At 71.0% G+C, this 18,561-nt stretch carries 16 protein-coding genes; 11 read left to right on the top strand and 5 right to left on the bottom strand.

Annotated elements, in window-relative coordinates; all coding sequences use genetic code 11:
* Positions 1-18: 18 nt before the first annotated feature.
* Complete coding sequence (locus AAFO60_RS05155; RefSeq protein WP_347955107.1) at positions 19-1,050, bottom strand: hypothetical protein; 1,032 nt, start codon at positions 1,048-1,050, stop codon at positions 19-21.
* A gap of 310 nt (positions 1,051-1,360) precedes the next feature.
* Positions 1,361-2,215: an Rv1157c family protein gene (locus AAFO60_RS05150; RefSeq protein WP_347955106.1), complete on the bottom strand. Its 855-nt coding sequence runs from the start codon at positions 2,213-2,215 to the stop codon at positions 1,361-1,363.
* 238 nt (positions 2,216-2,453) lie between these two features.
* Here AAFO60_RS05150 and AAFO60_RS05145 point away from each other — a divergent pair, with 238 nt between their 5' ends.
* From AAFO60_RS05145 to AAFO60_RS05130, 4 genes are read left to right on the top strand one after another with little or no spacing between them, the layout of a single operon-like run.
* Positions 2,454-3,491 (top strand): thiamine ABC transporter substrate-binding protein, encoded by a 1,038-nt coding sequence (locus tag AAFO60_RS05145; protein WP_347955105.1) that lies wholly within the window; start codon positions 2,454-2,456, stop codon positions 3,489-3,491.
* A complete protein-coding gene (locus AAFO60_RS05140) occupies positions 3,455-5,155 on the top strand; it encodes an ABC transporter permease (protein WP_347955104.1) in 1,701 nt (566 codons plus the stop codon). Before AAFO60_RS05145 ends, AAFO60_RS05140 begins: the two co-directional genes overlap by 37 nt.
* On the top strand, positions 5,142-6,170 hold the full coding sequence (locus tag AAFO60_RS05135; RefSeq protein WP_347955103.1) for an ABC transporter ATP-binding protein: 1,029 nt from the start codon (positions 5,142-5,144) through the stop codon (positions 6,168-6,170). The genes AAFO60_RS05140 and AAFO60_RS05135 overlap by 14 nt, the downstream gene beginning before the upstream one ends.
* Entirely contained in the window at positions 6,167-6,589 is a 423-nt protein-coding gene (locus tag AAFO60_RS05130) for a (deoxy)nucleoside triphosphate pyrophosphohydrolase (protein ID WP_347955102.1), read from the top strand. The genes AAFO60_RS05135 and AAFO60_RS05130 overlap by 4 nt, the downstream gene beginning before the upstream one ends.
* Here the strand turns inward: AAFO60_RS05130 and AAFO60_RS05125 are convergent.
* Complete coding sequence (locus tag AAFO60_RS05125) at positions 6,567-6,743, bottom strand: hypothetical protein (RefSeq protein ID WP_347955101.1); 177 nt, start codon at positions 6,741-6,743, stop codon at positions 6,567-6,569. The genes AAFO60_RS05130 and AAFO60_RS05125 overlap by 23 nt on opposite strands.
* A 144-nt stretch (positions 6,744-6,887) precedes the next feature.
* Here AAFO60_RS05125 and typA point away from each other — a divergent pair, with 144 nt between their 5' ends.
* The 5 genes from typA (at position 6,888) to AAFO60_RS05100 (ending at position 14,730) form a co-directional block, all read left to right on the top strand.
* The gene (gene typA / locus AAFO60_RS05120; protein ID WP_347955100.1) at positions 6,888-8,795 is read left to right on the top strand and encodes a translational GTPase TypA; all 1,908 of its coding nucleotides are present in this window, start codon (positions 6,888-6,890) and stop codon (positions 8,793-8,795) included.
* Positions 8,796-8,888: 93 nt separating this feature from the next.
* Positions 8,889-10,805, top strand: a complete 1,917-nt coding sequence (locus AAFO60_RS05115) for an ABC transporter family substrate-binding protein (protein WP_347955099.1) — start codon at positions 8,889-8,891, stop codon at positions 10,803-10,805.
* Positions 10,802-11,746, top strand: a complete 945-nt coding sequence (gene mshB / locus AAFO60_RS05110; RefSeq protein ID WP_347955098.1) for an N-acetyl-1-D-myo-inositol-2-amino-2-deoxy-alpha-D-glucopyranoside deacetylase — start codon at positions 10,802-10,804, stop codon at positions 11,744-11,746. The genes AAFO60_RS05115 and mshB overlap by 4 nt, the downstream gene beginning before the upstream one ends.
* The gene (locus AAFO60_RS05105) at positions 11,743-12,102 is read left to right on the top strand and encodes a hypothetical protein (protein WP_347955097.1); all 360 of its coding nucleotides are present in this window, start codon (positions 11,743-11,745) and stop codon (positions 12,100-12,102) included. The genes mshB and AAFO60_RS05105 overlap by 4 nt, the downstream gene beginning before the upstream one ends.
* A gap of 48 nt (positions 12,103-12,150) precedes the next feature.
* Entirely contained in the window at positions 12,151-14,730 is a 2,580-nt protein-coding gene (locus AAFO60_RS05100; protein ID WP_432211691.1) for a bifunctional FO biosynthesis protein CofGH, read from the top strand.
* 16 nt (positions 14,731-14,746) lie between these two features.
* Here AAFO60_RS05100 and AAFO60_RS05095 read toward each other — a convergent pair whose 3' ends face one another.
* Both AAFO60_RS05095 and AAFO60_RS05090 read right to left on the bottom strand, forming a co-directional pair.
* Positions 14,747-14,905, bottom strand: a complete 159-nt coding sequence (locus AAFO60_RS05095) for a hypothetical protein (protein ID WP_347955096.1) — start codon at positions 14,903-14,905, stop codon at positions 14,747-14,749.
* A gap of 53 nt (positions 14,906-14,958) precedes the next feature.
* On the bottom strand, positions 14,959-16,623 hold the full coding sequence (locus tag AAFO60_RS05090) for an FAD-dependent oxidoreductase (protein WP_347955095.1): 1,665 nt from the start codon (positions 16,621-16,623) through the stop codon (positions 14,959-14,961).
* 302 nt (positions 16,624-16,925) lie between these two features.
* Here AAFO60_RS05090 and fdxA point away from each other — a divergent pair, with 302 nt between their 5' ends.
* The gene (gene fdxA, locus AAFO60_RS05085) at positions 16,926-17,252 is read left to right on the top strand and encodes a ferredoxin (protein WP_347955094.1); all 327 of its coding nucleotides are present in this window, start codon (positions 16,926-16,928) and stop codon (positions 17,250-17,252) included.
* Between the two features lie 8 nt (positions 17,253-17,260).
* Complete coding sequence (dapC, locus tag AAFO60_RS05080; protein ID WP_347955093.1) at positions 17,261-18,391, top strand: succinyldiaminopimelate transaminase; 1,131 nt, start codon at positions 17,261-17,263, stop codon at positions 18,389-18,391.
* Positions 18,392-18,561 lie beyond the last annotated feature (170 nt).

Raw genomic sequence — 18,561 nt, 5'->3', positions numbered from 1 at the left:
TTCGTCGCCGAGCGGGCGTCAGTTCTTCACGGTGCCCAGGGCGGGGAGGAAATAGCAGGTGCGGCCGGCGTCGGTGGTCGAACCGAAGACCGCGGACAGGATGGTCCCCTTCCCGGTGTCGACGCGGGCCAGACGCACGCCGTGGAAGTTCTCGGTGCCGGCGAGCAACTGCTTCAGCGGACCGGGGGAGGCGATGGCCGACAACGGTTTGAGGTCGGCCAGACCGCCGCGCAGAGTCGAGGTGTTGAACCAGGCGACCCGGAACTGGTCGGACTCGGGCGTGCCCGGCGGCACGAGTGCGAACGCCGTCTGGTTCTCGCCGATCGCCGTCAGCAGGTCCTTGCTGTCGGCCGGGATCAAGGCCGACAGCGCACTCGGGGCGCGGGCGCTCAGCGTGGGCCACGGGCCGGGGACGGCCATCGCGGGCGCCGTGGCCAGGCCGAGCGGGTTGTCGGGCGTCGACTCGGTGCACAGCGGGGCGATCGCGGGGGTCAACAGGTTGGTGCCGGTGGCCTTCTGGAGGACGCCGAGGACGTCGGCGGAGGCGTGGGTCGGCGCGGAGGCGTGGGTCGGCGCGGGCACGGCGGGCGCGGGGTGGGTCGGCGCCGCACCCGGACCGAGCGAGTCCAGACCGAGCCGGTTCAGGCCGAGCTGGTCGACGACGGTCTGACTGAGGCCGACGCTGTCGAGGATGCCTTGATCACCGAGGTACTCGGCCGGATCCAGACGACCGTCGGAGGCCAGGATCGCGGTGATCGCCGCGACGGCCTTCTCGGCGCCGCCATCGGCTTTGAGCTTGCGCAGCAGGGCCGCCAACTCGGCGTCGCCGGGAATGGTCGGCACGGTCGTCGCCTGGCCCGGCTCGGCGGTCGCGGGCGGGGCGGCTGCCGGCGGGGTCGCTGCCGGCGCGGTGGCGGCGGGGGCCGTCGCCGCAGGGTCGGTCGGAGTCTCGGGCTCGGCGGTGGCCGGGCCGGCGCCGACGAGTGCGGCGGTGGACACCGCGAGGGCGACGATCCCGGCTCGTGCCGATCGGTTCAGACGTGCGGTCAAAGCGGTCCTCCCGTGGTCTCCGGGGCGGGCGGCCGACGATCGTGTCGGCGCAGCACCGAGCGTGTGACTGGTGTTACAGAAGTGTCTCAAGTTAATGATGGGAACGATTGTCGGTGGATCGCAAGGTCTGAGTCCGAGTTGTTATCGGGACGCGACCGGTCGGTGATCGGTCACCGCGACGCCCGCCGAATGCGTTGGGGGAGGGCGGGTCTGGGAAACACGGTTGGGCTCGAACGCCAGCCGTCCTGGCGCGGATGGAAAGCAGTGAGCCCCGGACCGGTGGTCCGGGGCTCACGGAGGAGAGTGGCGATCAGATGATCGCGGTGCCGATCGTCGGGGCGATCCCGCACGAGATGACCTTGCCCTCGGTCTTCGTGGTGACCGTGCCGTAGATCGTCGACACGATGCGTCCGCGACCGGTGTTCGCGATGGCGGTGAAGGTGCCGGGGCCCTTCTCGGCGTTGATCTTCGGGTTCGGGCGCAGGGTCTGCTGGCCCGTCCGGCCGTTGTCGATGTTCAACCAGCTGACGAACAGGGCCGAGTTCTTGGCCGGGCCGGTGCCCAGGCTCGTGTAGACGTACCCGGCCTGGCCGCGCTTGGGGCCGGGGGCGGGGGCCTGCTGCGGGCCCGCGGTCACCAGGGCCATGCCGACGGAGTTGCCGCCGCCGGGCATGCAGCCCAGGCCGAGTGTCGGGTAGAGGAACTGCTGGATCCGCGGCTTGTTCGGGCCGGTCGGGATGTTCGGCGCGTCGCTCTTCTTGGCGGCCGGGGCGGCCTCGAGCTCGAAGGTCTTGGCGGCCTGCTTGGCGCCGGGCTCGCCGAGGAAGTCGATCAGCGATCGCCAGACCTCCTGGGCCTGCTCCGGGACGGCCGGGTTGTCGGCCAGATTGCGGACCTGAGCCAGGAGTGCGGTGTTGACCTTGCCGTCGGCGTCGCGGGTGGCGGCCGAGCCGATCAGCGCCGGGGTGAGGGCGCCGAGCGATTCGAGCACCTCGGGCTGTACTTCGGGCGCGTGCTCGGCGTCGGGGATCGGCAGACCCTGTGCGGTCGAGGGCGCGTCGGCGGCGGGAGCGGCCGCGGCGGTCGACGGGACGAGCAGGGCGGGGGTGATCACTGCTGCCGCGGCGATGGCGGCGGCGGTGCGGCGAGAGCGCGCGAGTCGCACAGCTGGTGTCCTCTTCGGTCGTCGGAAGATCGTGTTGACGAGGTGAGTGTAACCGCAATTGTGAGAAACTACTGAGACGCGTGTGGCAATTGTTACTGAAGGGATTGTCGTGGATCACACGTCGACGGGTACCGAAATGCGGAACACCGCTGTCAGCTGGTTAGATTCGCCTCAGTGACGAGTCGGTGCCCCCGACGCGAATTCTCGGGGCGGCTCAGGTGAGGAGACGTACCCGAAGATGACAACCCGGTTCTGGCGACGTGGCAGGTCAGCGGTGGTGGCGGCGCTGGCCGTGAGCCTGATCGCATCGACTGCGGCGTGCGCGTCCGGCACGAACAGTGCCGACACGGTGACCCTGCTGACCCACGATTCGTTCCAGCTCCCGTCGAACCTCGTCGACGAGTTCACCCGGCAGACCGGACTCGAGCTCAAAATCGTGCGCTCCGGCGACGCCGGTGCGCTCTCGGCCGTCGTCTCGTTGACGCCCGGGTCGCCGAAGGGCGACGCGGTCTTCGGCATCGACAACACCTTCGCCGCCCGCCCGATCGAGGCGAAGGCGCTCGAGCCGTACGTCTCTCCGGCCGCCGCGAACGGGGCCGCCGAGTACAACATCAAGGATGCGCCCGGACAGCTCACCGCCGTCGACCGCGGCGACGTCTGCATGAACATCGACGACGCCTGGTTCGACAAGCACGGCATCACCCCGCCGACGAAGTTCGATCAGCTCACCGACCCCGCCTACCGGGACATGACGGTCCTGCTCGACCCGTCGACGTCCTCGCCCGGGATGGGCTTCCTGCTGGCGACGATCGGCCGCTTCAAGGACCGCGCCGAGGACTACTGGCGCGGGATGATCGACAACGGCGCCCAGATCGTGTCGGGCTGGGAAGTCGGCTACAACCAGATGTTCAGCGCGGGCGCCGGGCACGGTGACAAGCCGGTCGTGGTCTCCTACGCCTCCAGCCCGGCCGCCACGCCCGGTACCAGTGCCCTGCTGGACTCGTGCTTCGCCCAGGTCGAGTACATCGGCGTCCTGCGGGGCGCGGCGAACACCGAGGGCGCCAAGAAGCTGGTCGACTTCATGCTCACCCCGCAGGTGCAGGCGGCGCTGCCGACCGCCATGTACGTCTACCCGGTGCAGAAGGGCATCGCGCTGCCCAGCGGCTGGCGCCAGCGCGCACCCGTCCCGGCGTGGACGGTCACCATGTCGCCGCAGTACATCAACGACCATCGTGAGCAATGGCTGAACGAATGGCGCGCGATCGTCAAACGGTGAGCATGACCGAGTCGGGGTCGTCTCGATCGGGGTCGGCTCGATCGGGTTCCTCACGCGCGGTCCGGGCGGCGACGGCGGTGCCCGCGGGGTTCGTCGTCGTCCTGTTCGCCTGGCCGCTGATCGCGCTGGTGCGTCGGGCCCTGACCGACGATCACGGCGCGGGGGCGAGCGAACTGCTCGCCCGCACCCACGGGTGGCACCTGCTGGGGGTGACGCTGGCGCAGGCCGCGGCGTCGGCGGTGCTGTCGGTGGTGGTCGCGGCGCCGCTCGTGTGGTTGTTGTCGACCGTGCATCTGCGCGGGGGCGCGCTGCTGCGCATCCTGGTCACCGTGCCCTTCGTGCTGCCGACCGTCGTCGTCGGCGTGGCCTTCCGGGCGCTGCTGACCGGCCCGCTCGACTTCCTCGGCATCCGGGGCGGATGGCCCGCGATCCTGCTCGCGCACATCTTCCTCAACGTCGCCGTCGTGGTGCGGGTGGTCACCGCAGCCTGGCGGCAGATCGACCCGCGGACGGTCGAGGCGGCGCGCACCCTGGGGGCGACGCCGCTGCGCGCCTTCATCGACGTGGTGGTGCCCCGGATCCTGCCGGCGACCGCCGCCGCCGCGACCCTGGTGTTCCTGTTCTGCTCCACCAGCTTCGGCGTGATCGTCATTCTCGGCGACGGCACCGCGCGGACTCTCGAGACCGAGATCTATCAGCAGGCGATCGGCTACTTCCGGATCCCCGAAGCCGTGGCGCTGTCGGTGCTGCAGATCATCGTGGTGGCCTGCGCCCTGCTGCTCGCACGCGTCGTCGCCGGTCGCAGCACGATCAGCAGACCGCCGGTGCTGGGTCGCGAACACCGGCGGCGCCCGCGCGGTGCGGTGCGGGTGGTCGTGCTCGTCGTCCTGGCCTGGGCCGTGGTGTGGCTGCTGCTGCCGCTGATCGCGCTGGCGGTGCGGTCGGTGCGCCCGGACGGGCGGGCGTGGTCGGCGGCCGGCTACCGTGCGCTGGCCGACGACACCTATGGCCCGTCGGCGCTCGACGCGCTGCGCTACTCCCTGACCAGCGCGCTGGCGGCGATGGTCCTGGCCGTGGTGATCGGCCTGCTCGTAGCCCTCGGGGTGACCCGCGGCGGCGGCCTGCCGGGCCGGGTGACCGCGGTGCTGGCGGTGCTGCCGCTGGGGGTCAGCGCCGTCACCCTCGGCTTCGGCTACCTGCTCGTGATCGGCACACTGCCGACCGCGGCGGTCCAGTCGCCGCTCGTGATTCCCGCGGTGCAGGCGCTGTTGGCGGTGCCGGTCGTGGCGGGCGTCATGATCCCGGCGCTCAATCAGGTCCCCGGCCGGCTGCGCGACGCGGCCCGTACCCTCGGTGCGGGCCCGTGGTGGGTGCTGATCTCCGTCGACCTCCGCCTGACCGCTCGTTCGCTGGGCGCGGCAGCGGGGTTCTCCTTCGTCATGGCGGTCGGTGAGTTCGGCGCGACCAGCTTCCTGGCCCGCGCGGACACCACCACGCTCCCGGTGCTGATCGGCTCGCTGATGAGCCGACCGGGCGCGGTCAACCTGGCGACGGCGATGGCGGCGTCGGTGTTGCTGGTCGTGGTCAGCGCGGCGGTGATCGCCGCCATCGAGGTGATCGGCGAGGGCCGGAACGGAAGGGCGGACACGGATGCTGACGATTGACGGGGTGATCGTCCGGTACGGCGCCTTCACGGCGCTGCGGGACGTGCGCTGGGAGGTCGGCACCGGCGCGCGCACGGTGACCGCTCTGCTCGGACCGTCGGGCTGCGGCAAGTCGACGCTGCTGCGGGCGATCGCCGGTCTGGAACCGGTTGCCGCGGGCACGATCTCGTGGGACGGTCGCGACCTGGCCGGCGTGGCGCCGCATCGCCGCGACTTCGGCGTCGTCTTCCAGGACGGCCAGCTGTTCCCGGGCCGGACGGTGCGGCAGAACATCGGCTACGGACTCGCCCGGCGGGGGATCCGGGGTGCGGCGGCGCAGCGGCGGGTGGCCGAGCTGCTCGACCTCGTCCAACTGGGCGGTTTTCAGGACCGGCCGGTGTCGGCGCTGTCGGGCGGTCAGGCCCAGCGGGTCGCTCTGGCCCGCGCGCTGGCGCCGCGGCCGCGGCTGCTGCTGCTCGACGAGCCCCTCGCGGCCGTCGACGCGCAGCTGCGCGAGGCGCTGGCCGAGGCGATCGGCGCGATCGTCCGCGAAGCGGGCACCCCGACGGTGCTGGTCACCCACGACCACCGGGAGGCGGCCCTGATGGCCGACACGGTGTCGGTGATGCGCGGCGGTTCGATCGTGCAGACCGATGCGACCTCCAGGCTGTGGCACCGACCGCTCGACGAGGAGGTCGCCGCCTTCCTCGGTGCGCGCACGGTGATCGACGGCGCGGTGGACGGACGGATGCTGCGCACCGACCTGGGCGCGGTGCCGCTCGACGACGAGGCGGGTTTCGGCGTCCCGGCGGCGGGCCCGTGTCGGGTGGGCCTGCGGCCGGAGGCGGTGGTGGTCGAGCCGGATCCGGACGGCACCGCAGTGGTCGAGCAGGTCGCCGCCCTGGTGTCGGCGTGGCGGGTGCGGGTCCGGCTGGGCGAGCAGACCGTCGAAGGGGTCTGCGCGCGCTCGGTGCGCGTCGGCGACACCGTGCGCCTGACGCTGAACGCGGGCGCTCTGGCGGTGACCGGCCGATGAGCGCGGAGGTGCTGGTGGTGGCCGGCGCGCTCGTGCGCGGCGATCGGCTGCTGCTGGCTCAGCGGGACTATCCGGCCGAGGTCGCAGGCCTGTGGGAGCTGCCCGGCGGCAAGGTGGAGTCGGACGAGACGCCCGCACAGGCGCTCGCGCGCGAATTGTGTGAGGAACTCGACGTTGTCGTTCGCGTCGGCGCGCCACTGGCCGACATCGTGCGGCCGCGGACCGGCTTGACCCTGGTCGCCCTGCGCGCCGAGATCGTCTCGGGAACGCCTCGCGCGGTGGAGCATCGGGCACTCCGCTGGGTCGACGCCGATCGGATCGAAGCCATGTGCGCGGCGGGGGAGGTGGTGCCCAACGATCTCGGCTGGGCGCGGGAAATGGTCGATGACCTGCGGCTCAGGCGGCGCGGGCCTTCTTGAGCGCCTTGTTGGCGTCCTTCTTCGACAGGTGCGCGCAGTCGATCTTCTTCATCCGGTGGATGACCACCGGGCAGCGCAGGCAGCGCGTCGACTTCTTGCAGCACTTCTTCTTCGGCTTCAGATCTGCGACCTTCGCCGGGCTGGTCTTTCCCATGACGAGATTTTAGCGCAGGCTAACCATCGTTGCGCAAGAGTGCGTCGCGGACGGGCCGTGGCTTGCCGTACCCTTAACGGGTTGATCAGCCCGCCCCGCCGAGGGGCGCTGCAACCACCCAGACCAGATACGAAAGAGACCTTAGTGAGCGCAGTCACCAACTTCCGCAACGTCGCGATCGTGGCGCACGTCGACCACGGCAAGACCACCTTGGTCGACGCGATGCTGCGTCAGTCCGGAGTGTTCGGAGAACGCGCCGAACTGGTGGACCGCGTCATGGACTCCGGCGACCTCGAACGCGAGAAGGGCATCACCATTCTCGCCAAGAACACCGCTGTGCATCGTCGGCAGCCGGACGGCACCGAGTACGTCATCAACGTCATCGACACCCCCGGCCACGCCGACTTCGGCGGCGAGGTCGAGCGCGCGCTGTCGATGGTCGACGGTGTGGTGCTGCTCGTCGACTCCTCCGAGGGACCGCTGCCGCAGACCCGCTTCGTGCTGCGCAAGGCGCTGTCCGCGTCGCTGCCCGTCATCCTCGTCGTCAACAAGACCGACCGCCCCGACGCCCGCATCGGCGAGATCGTCACCGAGGCGCAGGATCTGCTCCTCGACCTGGCCTCCGACCTCGACGAGGAGGCCGCCGAGGCCGCTGAGCTGGCCCTGGACCTGCCGGTCCTGTTCGCCTCCGGGCGCGCGGGCATCGCCAGCACCCAGCAGCCCGAGAACGGCAACGTCCCCGAGGGCGACAACCTCGATCCGCTGTTCGACGTCCTCATCAACAACGTCCCGGCCCCCAAGGGCGACGTGGACGCGCCGCTGCAGGCGCACGTCACCAACCTCGACGCCTCGCCCTTCCTGGGCCGTCTCGGCCTGGTCCGCATCCACAACGGCCGGCTCCGCAAGGGCCAGCAGGTGGCGTGGATGCGCGAGGTCGACGGCGAGCAGGTCGTCGAGCGCGCCAAGATCACCGAGCTGCTGGTCACCCTCGGCGTCGACCGAGCCCCGGCCGAAGAGGCCGTCGCGGGCGACATCGTCGCGGTCGCGGGCATGGCCGAGATCATGATCGGCGACACCCTCGCCGACCCGGAGAACGCCGTCGCGCTGCCGCGCATCCAGGTCGACGAGCCCGCCATCTCGGCGGTCATCGGCACCAACACCTCGCCGCTGGCCGGCCGCATCAAGGGCCACAAGCTCACCGCGCGCATGGTCAAGGACCGCCTGGACAGCGAACTGATCGGCAACGTCTCGCTGCGCGTGCAGGACATCGGCCGCCCCGACGCCTGGGAGGTGCAGGGCCGCGGTGAGCTGGCGCTGGCCATCCTCGTCGAGCAGATGCGCCGCGAAGGCTTCGAGCTGACCGTCGGCAAGCCGCAGGTGGTCACCCGCAAGGTCGACGGCAAGACCTACGAGCCCTTCGAGCACCTGACCATCGACGTGCCCGAGGAGTACCTGGGTGCGGTCACGCAGCTGCTGGCCGCCCGCAAGGGCCGCATGGAGCAGATGAACAACCACGGCAGCGGCTGGGTTCGGATGGAGTTCGAGGTGCCCTCGCGCGGTCTGATCGGGTTCCGCACCGACTTCATGACCGAGACCCGTGGCACCGGCATCGCCAACGCCGTCTTCCACGAGTACGGCCCGTGGGCCGGGGAGATCCGGGCCCGCCACACCGGCTCGCTCGTCTCCGACCGCGCCGGCAGCGTCACGCCTTTCGCGATGATCCAGCTCGCCGACCGCGGCACATTCTTCGTCAACCCCGGCGACGACAGCTACGAGGGCCACGTGGTGGGCATCAACCCCCGCCAGGAGGACCTCGACATCAACGTCACCCGCGAGAAGAAGCTCACCAACATGCGTCAGTCGTCGGCCGACGTCATGGAGACCCTCGCCAAGCCGATGGAGCTCGACCTCGAGGCGGCGATGGAGTTCTGCGCGGCCGACGAGTGCGTCGAGGTGACGCCCGAGGTGTGCCGTGTGCGTAAGGTCAATCTGGACGCGTCGACCCGTGCCCGCGAGCGTTCGCGGGCCAAGGCGCGCGACGCCAACGCCTGACGAGCGGCGGCCCCTCCGGGGGCCGGTCGGCACCGTCGGTGCAGTGAAGCAATGAAACCGTCGGTGCAGTGAAGCAGTGAAGGGGAAGTGCGGATGAGGACCGTGCGGACGCGTGTGGCCGCGATCGCAATGGCTGGACTGGTCGGGGTGACGGCCACCGCGTGCATGGCCGATCCGCCGCCCCCGGTGCGCGAGACGCTGCCGACGCACACGCCCAACGAGTACCCGGACGAGCGGACGGTCACCGTCGCGACCGACGCGATCGGTGCGGGCTTCAACCCGCATCTGGGCGCCGATCAGGGCACGGTGACGACGGCGATCGCCGCGATGACGCTGCCCAGCCCCTTCACCCCGGTCAACACGCCAGACGGGGTGCAGTGGCGCATGAACGACGCGCTGCTCACCTCGGCGGAGGTGGTCTCGTATCAGCCCTTCCAGGTGGAGTACAAGATCGTCGCCGACGCCCAGTGGTCGGACGGGCTGCCGGTGACCGGCGACGACTTCCACTACCTGTGGGAGCAGATGTCGCGTCAGCCCAACGTCATTCGGCCGGCCGGGTACCGCGCGATCTCCGACGTGCAGACCTCCGGCGGCGGCAAGGTCGTCACCGTCACCTTCACCGATCAGTATCCGGACTGGCGGCAGCTCTTCGACAATCTGCTGCCCAGCCACACCCTGCGGTCGGACCCGACCGGATTCCAGGCGGGCATGGACAAGGGCAAGCCGGTCACCGCGGGGCCGTTCTCCATCTACTCCATCGACCGCGCCCGCGAAGAGGTCCGGCTGATCCGCAACGACCGGTACTGGCGCAAGCCGCCGGAGGTCGATCAGGTGGTGCTGCGGAAGGCGGGCACCCCGCAGCAGATGGCCCAGACCATCCGCAACGGCGACTCGACGCTCGCCGCCCTGCCGATCGGACCCGCGTCGGCCGCGGAGCTGGGCGCCATCCCGGGCGTGCACAGCACCCGGTTGCCGACCACCCGCGCGCTGGCGGTGAACGTGAACGCCCGGTCGGCGACGATGGCCTCGAAGTCCGTGCGCACGGCGATCCTCGGAATGCTCGACGGCCGTCTGATCACCGCGGCGGCCGCCGGCGACGACGTCGTCACCCCCTTCGCCAACACCGTCTACGCGCCCTCCGACGCCGGGTACACGCCCGTCGATCGGGCGCGACCGTCGGCCGACGAGGTGCTGGCGCTGCTCGCGACGGCGGGCTATCGGCCGGCCCCGCCGCCGTCTCCCGCACCGGCGCCGCCGCCTGCGAGTTCAGACAGCGCCGCGCCGACGACATCCGCCGCGCCGACGACGTCCGCCGCGCCCGTCCCCGCCGACGTTCCCGCCCTCCCGGCGGGCACGGCGCCGATCCAGTCCGACGGCACCGACCTGGTGGTGCGGATCGGTGCGACCAACACCGACCCGCGGACCATGTCGGCCGCTGAGACGATGGCCGACCAACTGCGCTCGCGCGGGGTGCGGGCGGCCGTCATCGGCATGTCGAACACCGAGCTGTACGGTCAGGCGCTGACCTCCGGACGCGTGGACCTGGTCGTCGGGTGGACCGGTGTCGGCGGCAGCCCGGCCACCGAGCTCGCCTCCCAGGTGGCCTGCCAGGCACCGCCGAAGGGCACCGAGGCCGGCGCCCACACGGTCGAGCCGGACAGCGACGGCTCGGCGGAGCAGACCGTGCTCCCCACGTCGCCGTCGGGCAGTCCGACGACCACCTCGGCGAAGCCGGAGACCAAGGTCTCGGCCGACGAGAGCTACACCGGCAACATCTCCGGACTGTGCGATCCGACGCTGATCGCCCTCTCCGACGAGGCCATGCGCTCGGAGGATCCGACCGCGCAGTTGCGGGAGGCCGAGGAACTGCTCGCCGAGCAGGCGGTGTACCTGCCGATCTTCCAGGACACCGTGTTCTCCGCGGTCACCGACCGGATCACCGGGGTCGGTCTGGACGGGCCGATTCAGGTCGCGGTCTTCGGCGACGCCCAGCGTTGGGTGCTGCCGTGAGCGGGCCCGGCACCCCGCAGCGCGGGCGAACCGAACCGGCTCGGCTGCTGCTGGTCCACGCGCACCCCGACGACGAGACGATCATGACCGGCGGGACCATCGCCGCGTACCTGGCACGAGGCGTGGCGGTGCGGGTGGTGACCTTCACCCTCGGCGAGCAGGGGGAGGTGATCGGCCGCCAGTGGGCGCAGCTGGTCGCCGACGGCGGGGCCGACCAACTCGGCGGCTATCGGATCGGCGAACTGCGCGCGGCGCTCGCCGCCCTGACCCCGCCCGGCGTCGCCGGACCCGAACCACGATTCCTCGGGGGCGCGGGCCGCTGGCGCGATTCCGGGATGGCGGGCACGCCGTCCGCGGATCATCCGCGCGCCCTGGCGCGCGCACCGCTGTCGGACCTGACGGCCGCCCTCGTCGATGAACTCGTCGAGTTCGCGCCGCAGGTGGTCGTGACCTACGACGCGGCAGGCACCTACGGCCATCCCGACCATGTGCGAGTCCACGAGGTGACGCGCGCGGCGATCCCGGTGGCGCAGGACCGTCTCGGCCGGCGCTTCAAGGTCTACGAGTCGGTCAGCGAGCGTTCCGAACTCGAGCGGGGACTGGCGGCGATCACGCACGTGCCCGCCGGGTGGCGGATGCCCGCCGACGGCGAGCTGCCCAGCTATCCCGATGAGCAGATCACCGCGGCGGTCGACGTCAGCGAGGTGTTCGAGCGCAAGGTGCGGGCACTGGCGGCGCACGCCACCCAGGTGACGGTCGCACCGTCGGGCACCGAGTACGCGCTGAGCAACAATATCGTCACGCCGGTCGCGCCGACCGAGTACTTCATCCGCACCGATGTCCCGGCGACCGCCGGGGAACGGGAGACCGATCTGTTCGACGGGGTGGAGTTCAGCGGGGCCGAACCGGACGGGATCGAATCGGATGGGGCAGGCCGGTGAGCGTCGCCGGTCGCATCGAGCTGGCGGTCCTCACCGTCAGCGGTCTCCTCCTGGGCATCCTGACCGCGGCCTTCCTGATGATCAGGGTCGGCGGCTGGCCGGTTCCGGTGACCGCGGTCATCGCCGGCGTGGCCAATGTGGTGATCCTGAAGCTGGCGGCGTCGTACACGCGCTCGGGATGGCGGTTCGCACCGCTCGTCGCGTGGACGGCGGTCACCCTCGCCGCGATGCTGCCGCTGCTGGGCAACGGCGCCCTGATCGGCGACTGGCGGCTGTTGCTGCTGCTGGCCTGCGGACTCGCCGTGCCCGCGTTCTACGCCTCCAATGCGCGCATGCGGGAGCTGACCGGCTCCTGAGCAGCGCCGCTCCGCCCCGATGAATGCGACGTGGCTAACATCGGAGAAGTGACGATCTCTCCCAGTGATGTCCCACCCGCCCGCGGTGGCGCCGCCGAAGCGGCGCCGACGGCGACCGCCATGCGTCGCGCCCTGCGGCGAGCGCGCGACGGTTCGGTCCTCAACGTCGACGAGGCGGCGGTCCTGCTGGCCGCTCGCGGCGACGACCTGACGGCGCTGTGCGACGCCGCCGGCCGGGTCCGTGACGCCGGTCTGGAGGCCGACGGCCGCGCCGGGCAGGTCAGCTACTCCCGCAAGGTGTTCATCCCGATCACCCACCTGTGCCGGGACCGATGCCACTACTGCACCTTCGTCACCGTGCCCGGCAAGCTCGCGCGCGAGGGCAAGGGCATGTACATGGAGATCGACGAGATCGTCGACGTCGCCCGCCGCGGTGCCGAGCTCGGCTGCAAGGAGGCCCTGTTCACCCTCGGCGACCGGCCCGAGGATCGGTGGCCCGAGGCCGCGGCGTGGCTCGACGAACGCGGCTACGACTCGACCCTCGACTACGTGCGTGCCGCCGCGATCCGGGTGCTGGAGGAGACCGGACTCCTGCCGCACCTGAACCCCGGGGTGATGAGCTGGCAGGAGATCAACCGCCTCAAGCCGGTCGCGCCGTCGATGGGCATGATGCTCGAGACCACCGCGCGGCGACTGTTCACCGACAAGGGCGAATGCCACTACGGCAGCCCCGACAAGGATCCGGAGGTTCGGCTGCGCGTGCTGACCGACGCCGGCCGGCTGTCGGTGCCGTTCACCACCGGGATCCTGGTGGGCATCGGTGAGAACCGTACCGAGCGCGCCGAGTCGATCTTCGCGATCCGTAAGTCACACAAGGCTTTCGGACACATCCAGGAAGTGATCGTGCAGAACTTCCGGGCCAAGCCCGACACGGCGATGCGCGGCGCACCGGACGCCGAGATGGCGCAGTTCCTGGCCGCGATCGCCGTCGCCCGGCTGGTGCTCGGTCCGCGGATGCGGATCCAGGCGCCGCCGAACCTGGTGTCGACCGACGAGTGCCTGGCGTTGATCGCCGCGGGCGTCGACGACTGGGGCGGGGTCTCGCCGCTGACGCCCGACCACGTCAACCCCGAGCGTCCGTGGCCCAATCTCGACACGCTCGCCGAGATCACCGCCGCCGCCGGATACCGGCTGGTGGAGCGGACCGCCGCGCAACCGAAGTACGTCAAGGCGGGCAATCCGTGGATCGATCCGCGGATCGCCGCCCACGTGGCGGCACTGGCCGACCCGGTCACCGGGCTGGCCGCCGACGTCATCCCGGCCGGGCTGCCCTGGCAGGAGCCCGACGACGACTGGGCCTCGTCGGGGCGCGTCGACCTGAACTCCGCGATCGACGTCGACGGCCGCAACACCGACACCCGCAGCGACATCGACAACGCCTTCGGCGACTGGGACACCATCCGCGAGCAGGTGCTCAGCCTGGGCGCGTCGGCCCCGGCGCATCTGGACTCGGAGGTCGCGGCGGCCCTGCGGCGCGCCGAGAACGATCCGGCCGGACTGTCCGACGACGACTATCTGGCGCTCGCCGAAGCCGACGGTCCGGGCCTCGACGCGCTGGCCGCCCTTGCCGACTCGATCCGCGCCGACGTGGTCGGCGACGACGTCACCTACGTGGTGAACCGGAACATCAACTTCACCAACATCTGCTACACCGGCTGCCGGTTCTGCGCATTCGCTCAGCGCAAGGGCGACGCCGACGCCTTCACCCTGTCGACCGCCGAGGTCGCCGACCGCGCCTGGGAGGCGCACGTCGACGGCGCCACCGAGATCTGCATGCAGGGCGGCATCGATCCGGAGCTGCCGGTCGGCGGCTACGCCGACCTGGTCCGCGCGATCAAGGATCGGGTGCCCTCGATGCACGTGCACGCCTTCAGCCCGATGGAGATCGTCAACGGCGCCTCCCGCGGCGGCGAGTCGATCCGCGACTGGCTGTCGGCGTTGAAGGAGGCCGGACTGGGCTCGATCCCCGGGACCGCCGCGGAGATCCTCGACGACGAGGTCCGCTGGATCCTCACCAAGGGCAAACTCCCGACCGCGGCGTGGATCGAGGTCATCACCACCGCCCACGAGCTGGGCATCCCGTCGAGTTCGACGATGATGTACGGCCACGTCGACTCCCCGCGGCACTGGGTGGGACACCTGAACACGCTGCGCGGCATCCAGGATCGCACCGGCGGCTTCACCGAGTTCGTGCCGCTGCCCTTCGTGCACCAGTCGTCGCCGCTGTATCTGGCGGGCGCCTCCCGGCCCGGACCCACCCGGCGGGAGAACCGCGCCGTTCACGCGTTGGCGCGGCTGATGCTGCACGGCCGGATCGATCACGTGCAGACCAGCTGGGTCAAGCTCGGCGTCGAGGGCACGCGCATCATGCTGCGCGGCGGTGCCGACGACCTCGGCGGCACGCTGATGGAGGAGACCATCTCGCGCATGGCGGGCAGTCAGCACGGGTCGGCGAAGACCGTCGCGGAGCTGCACGACATCGTCACCGGCATCGGGCGCCATCCGCGACAGCGGACCACCGAGTACGGGTCGGTCGATGCGCCGCTGCTGGGAGTCGGCCTGGCCTGACTCCCGGCGGCCGGGGCTACTTCCCGCCGAAGAGACGGGCGAACAGGCCCGGTTCCTTCGGGTGTCCGGCGCAGCGCTTGGCGGCGGGCACCCCGCGCATGACCTGATCGACGTGGCGGCCGCAGCCGCGCCAGGTGGTCTTTCCGCAGGTTCGGCAGGTCGCTTGCTGGCACATGGGGATCTCCTTCGTGGTCTTTCGCGGATTGTCGGCGCCCGGACGGGGCGGTGTTAAGCGGGAGTGAGTTCTCCGGCGCGGCCGCGCTGGTAGGCCCGCAGCGTCAGCAGGCCGCCCGACAGGTTGGCCGCCGCCAGGCCCGCGGCGGTCAGCACCCGGTAGGCCAGGTAGGAGCGCATCCCGCTGGCGCACAGCACGCGGATCGGACGGCCGGCCGCGGCGTCGCGGATCTCGTCGAGACGCTCGCGGACCTGCGTGTGCGGGATGCACAGCGCATCGGCGACGGGGTCCTCGTCCTGCTCGTCGGGGCCGCGGACGTCGAGCAGCAGGTACCCGGGCTCGTCGAACCGGTCGGCGTGCCACAGCTCGAGCGACCCGCTCAGGACGTTCTCGGCGAGCATGCCCGCCAGATTCACCGGGTCCTTCGCCGAACCGAAGGGCGGCGCGTACGCGAGATCGAGGTCCATCAGGTCCGGGCCGGTCATCTGGTTGCGGACGGCGGTCGCGAGCACATCGATCCGCTTGTCGACGCCGTCCGCGCCGACCGCCTGCGCGCCGACGACGAGTCCGTCGCTGCGGCGCATGTGCATCAGCAGATGGATCTGTTCGGCGCCGGGGAAGTAGCCGGCGTGGCTGCCCGGGTGCAGGTGAACGGTCTCGAAGTCGATGCCGGCAGCGGTCAGCGCGGCGCGGTTGGCGCCGGTCATCGCCGCGGTCAACTCGCCGACCCGGACGATCGCGGTGCCGACCGGCTGCGGGATCGGACGCGCCGACGCCGGGTCGACGATGTGGTCGGCGACCAGTCGGCCGGCGCGGTTGGCGGGACCGGCGAGCGCCACCGGGCGTCGCAGGCCGGTGACCGCGTCGGTGCTGACGGTGGCGTCGCCGACGGCCCAGATCCGGTCCAGGTTGGTCCGACCGTGCTCGTCGACGACGATCGCGCCGCGGTCGCATTCGACGCCCGCGGCCTCGAAGACCGCGGTGTCGGGGCGAACGCCGACCGACAGGACGATCACGTCGGCGGCGATCCGGGTGCCGTCGGCCAGGATCACGGTGTCGTGGTCGGTCTCGGGTTCGATGGCGGTCGCGGCGACACCGGTGTGCACGGTGATGCCCATCGCGGCGAGTTCGCCCTCGATCAGCGCGGCCTGCTCGGTCTCCAGCGGCGGCAGCACGTGCGGCGCCAGCTCGACGACGTCGACGGTCAGGCCCTGCATGCGCAGGCCCTCGGCGGCCTCCAGGCCGATGAACCCGGCCCCGAGCACGACGGCGCGGCGGGCGCCGACGTCGACCTGCTCGCGCATGGCGACCGCGTCGCCGACCGTCCGCAGGGTCTGGACCCGCGGTGAGTCGAGGCCGGGCAGTGGGGGCCGCAGCGCCGAGGCGCCGGGGGAGAGGATGAGCGCGTCGTACTCCCAGTCGTCGACTCGACCGTCGTGGCGGACCCGGACGGTCTGCGCCTTCGCATCGACGCCGATCACGTCGTGGCGGATGCGGACGTCGATGTCGAGGGACTCCTTGAGCGACTCGGGAGTCTGCACCAGCAGGGACGACTCCTCGCTGATCTCGCCGCTCACGTAGTAGGGCAGGCCGCAGTTGGCGAACGACGGGTGCTCGCCGCGTTCGAAGACGATGATCTCCGCGTTCTCGTCGCGCCTGCGAAGACGTGCCGCAGCGCTCATTCCACCGGCGACGCCGCCGACGATGACGATCCTCATTCGCTGTCTCCTTTGCTCGCTTGATACCCCCTGGGGTATGAGACGACGATACCCCAGGGGGTATCAAGTCGGTAGTTGTCGCCGTTGTGACGTGCCTCGCAGTGGACGTGGCGGTGGGTGGAGCGGGAGCGGCGCCCTATTTTCCTCAGGCTGCGCAATATTCGTCCCAGGTCGCGCGGCCGGGCCGGGGCGCGAGTCGAGTCGGCGGGGGCGCAGTGGATACTCTTAGGGTCGACATGATTCCTCTGCGTCCATCAGCCCTGGGTGCGGAGCGCTGATCGTGCAGTGAAGGAGAACGTGTAGTGACCTACATCATCGCTGAGCCCTGCGTTGACGTCCTCGACCGCGCCTGCGTGGAAGAGTGCCCCGTCGACTGCATCTACGAGGGCGGGCGCATGCTCTACATCCAGCCCGACGAGTGCGTCGACTGCGGTGCGTGCGAGCCGGTGTGCCCCGTGGAGGCGATCTTCTACGAAGATGATGTGCCCGACGAGTGGGAACCGTACGTGAGCGCCAACGTCGACTTCTTCGACAAGCTCGGCTCGCCCGGCGGCGCCAGCAAGGTCGGCAAGACCGAGTTCGACCCGCCCTTCATCAAGGCGCTGCCGCCGATGGGCGACGAGGACTGATCGCTGCCGTGGCTGCTGCGCACCGACTGTCGGACACTCGCCTCACGCCGGTGAGCACCGGCCTGCCGGACTTCCCCTGGGACACCATCGCCGCGGCCAAAGCGGCGGCGACGGCGCATCCGGACGGCATCGTCGACCTCTCGGTCGGCACCCCCGTCGACCCGGTCGATCCGCTGATCCGCGAGGCGTTGGCCGCCGCATCCGAGTTCCCCGGCTACCCGGCGACCGTCGGAACCGCAGAGCTGCGCGCCGCCGCCGCGGCGGCGCTGTCCCGCCGCTTCGGGATCACCGGCCTGGATGAGGCGTCGATCCTGCCGGTGATCGGGACCAAGGAGGCGATCGCCGGGTTGCCGTCGCAGATCGGTGTGCCCGCAGGCGAGACGGTGGTGATCCCGGAGGTCGCGTATCCCACCTACGAGGTCGGCGCGCTGCTGGCCGGTGCCCGGGTCCTGCGTGCCGACACCGTCGAGGCGATCGGTGGGCGGGAACCGGTCCTGATCTACCTGAACAGTCCGTCGAACCCGACCGGCCGGGTGCAGAGTGCCGAGCAGCTGCGCGGCATCGTCGACTGGGCACGCGAGCGCGGCGCCGTGGTCGTCTCCGACGAGTGCTACCTCGGGCTGACCTGGGAGGGCTCGGCCCACTCGGTGCTGCACCCGGACGTCTGCGGCGGCGACCACACCGGCATCATCGCGGTGCACTCGCTGTCGAAGGTGTCGAATCTGGCGTCCTACCGGGCCGGTTTCCTCGCCGGCGACCGTGCGCTGATCGCCGAACTGCTCGCCGTCCGCAAGCACATGGGCATGATCGTGCCGTTCCCGATCCAGGGTGCGATGGTCGCCGCGCTGACCGACGACACCCACGTCGAGGCCCAGCGCGAGCGTTACCGCGTCCGGCGCGAGAAGCTCCGCACCGCGCTGCTGGGTGCCGGATTCCGCATCGACGACTCCGAGGCCGGCCTGTATCTGTGGGCCACCCGCGGTGAGGACGGCCGCGACTCCCAGCTGTGGCTGGCGCAGCGCGGCATCCTCGTCGCCCCCGGCGACTTCTACGGCCCTGCCGGCGCGCAGCACATCCGGATGACGCTCACCGGGACCGACGAGCGGATCGACGCCGCAGTCGGGCGCCTCGCGTCGTAAGTCAATCCCCGATACGGGTTCTACTGGCCGGTACCAGCATTTCCAATGCGTGCCAAGCTGTGTGTGAGTCGGTTCCAGGAAGGAACGTGATGAGTGCTAAGCCGAACTTGTCGGTCGCGGAGATCGAGTTGCTTGTTGAGGAGTACCTCGACTTGCCGCGTGGGACGAAG

This window comes from Gordonia aichiensis, from assembly GCF_039946255.1.
In the GTDB taxonomy this organism is placed as follows: Bacteria; Actinomycetota; Actinomycetes; order Mycobacteriales; family Mycobacteriaceae; genus Gordonia; species Gordonia aichiensis_A.
This window is presented reverse-complemented; position numbering and strand designations above follow the sequence as displayed.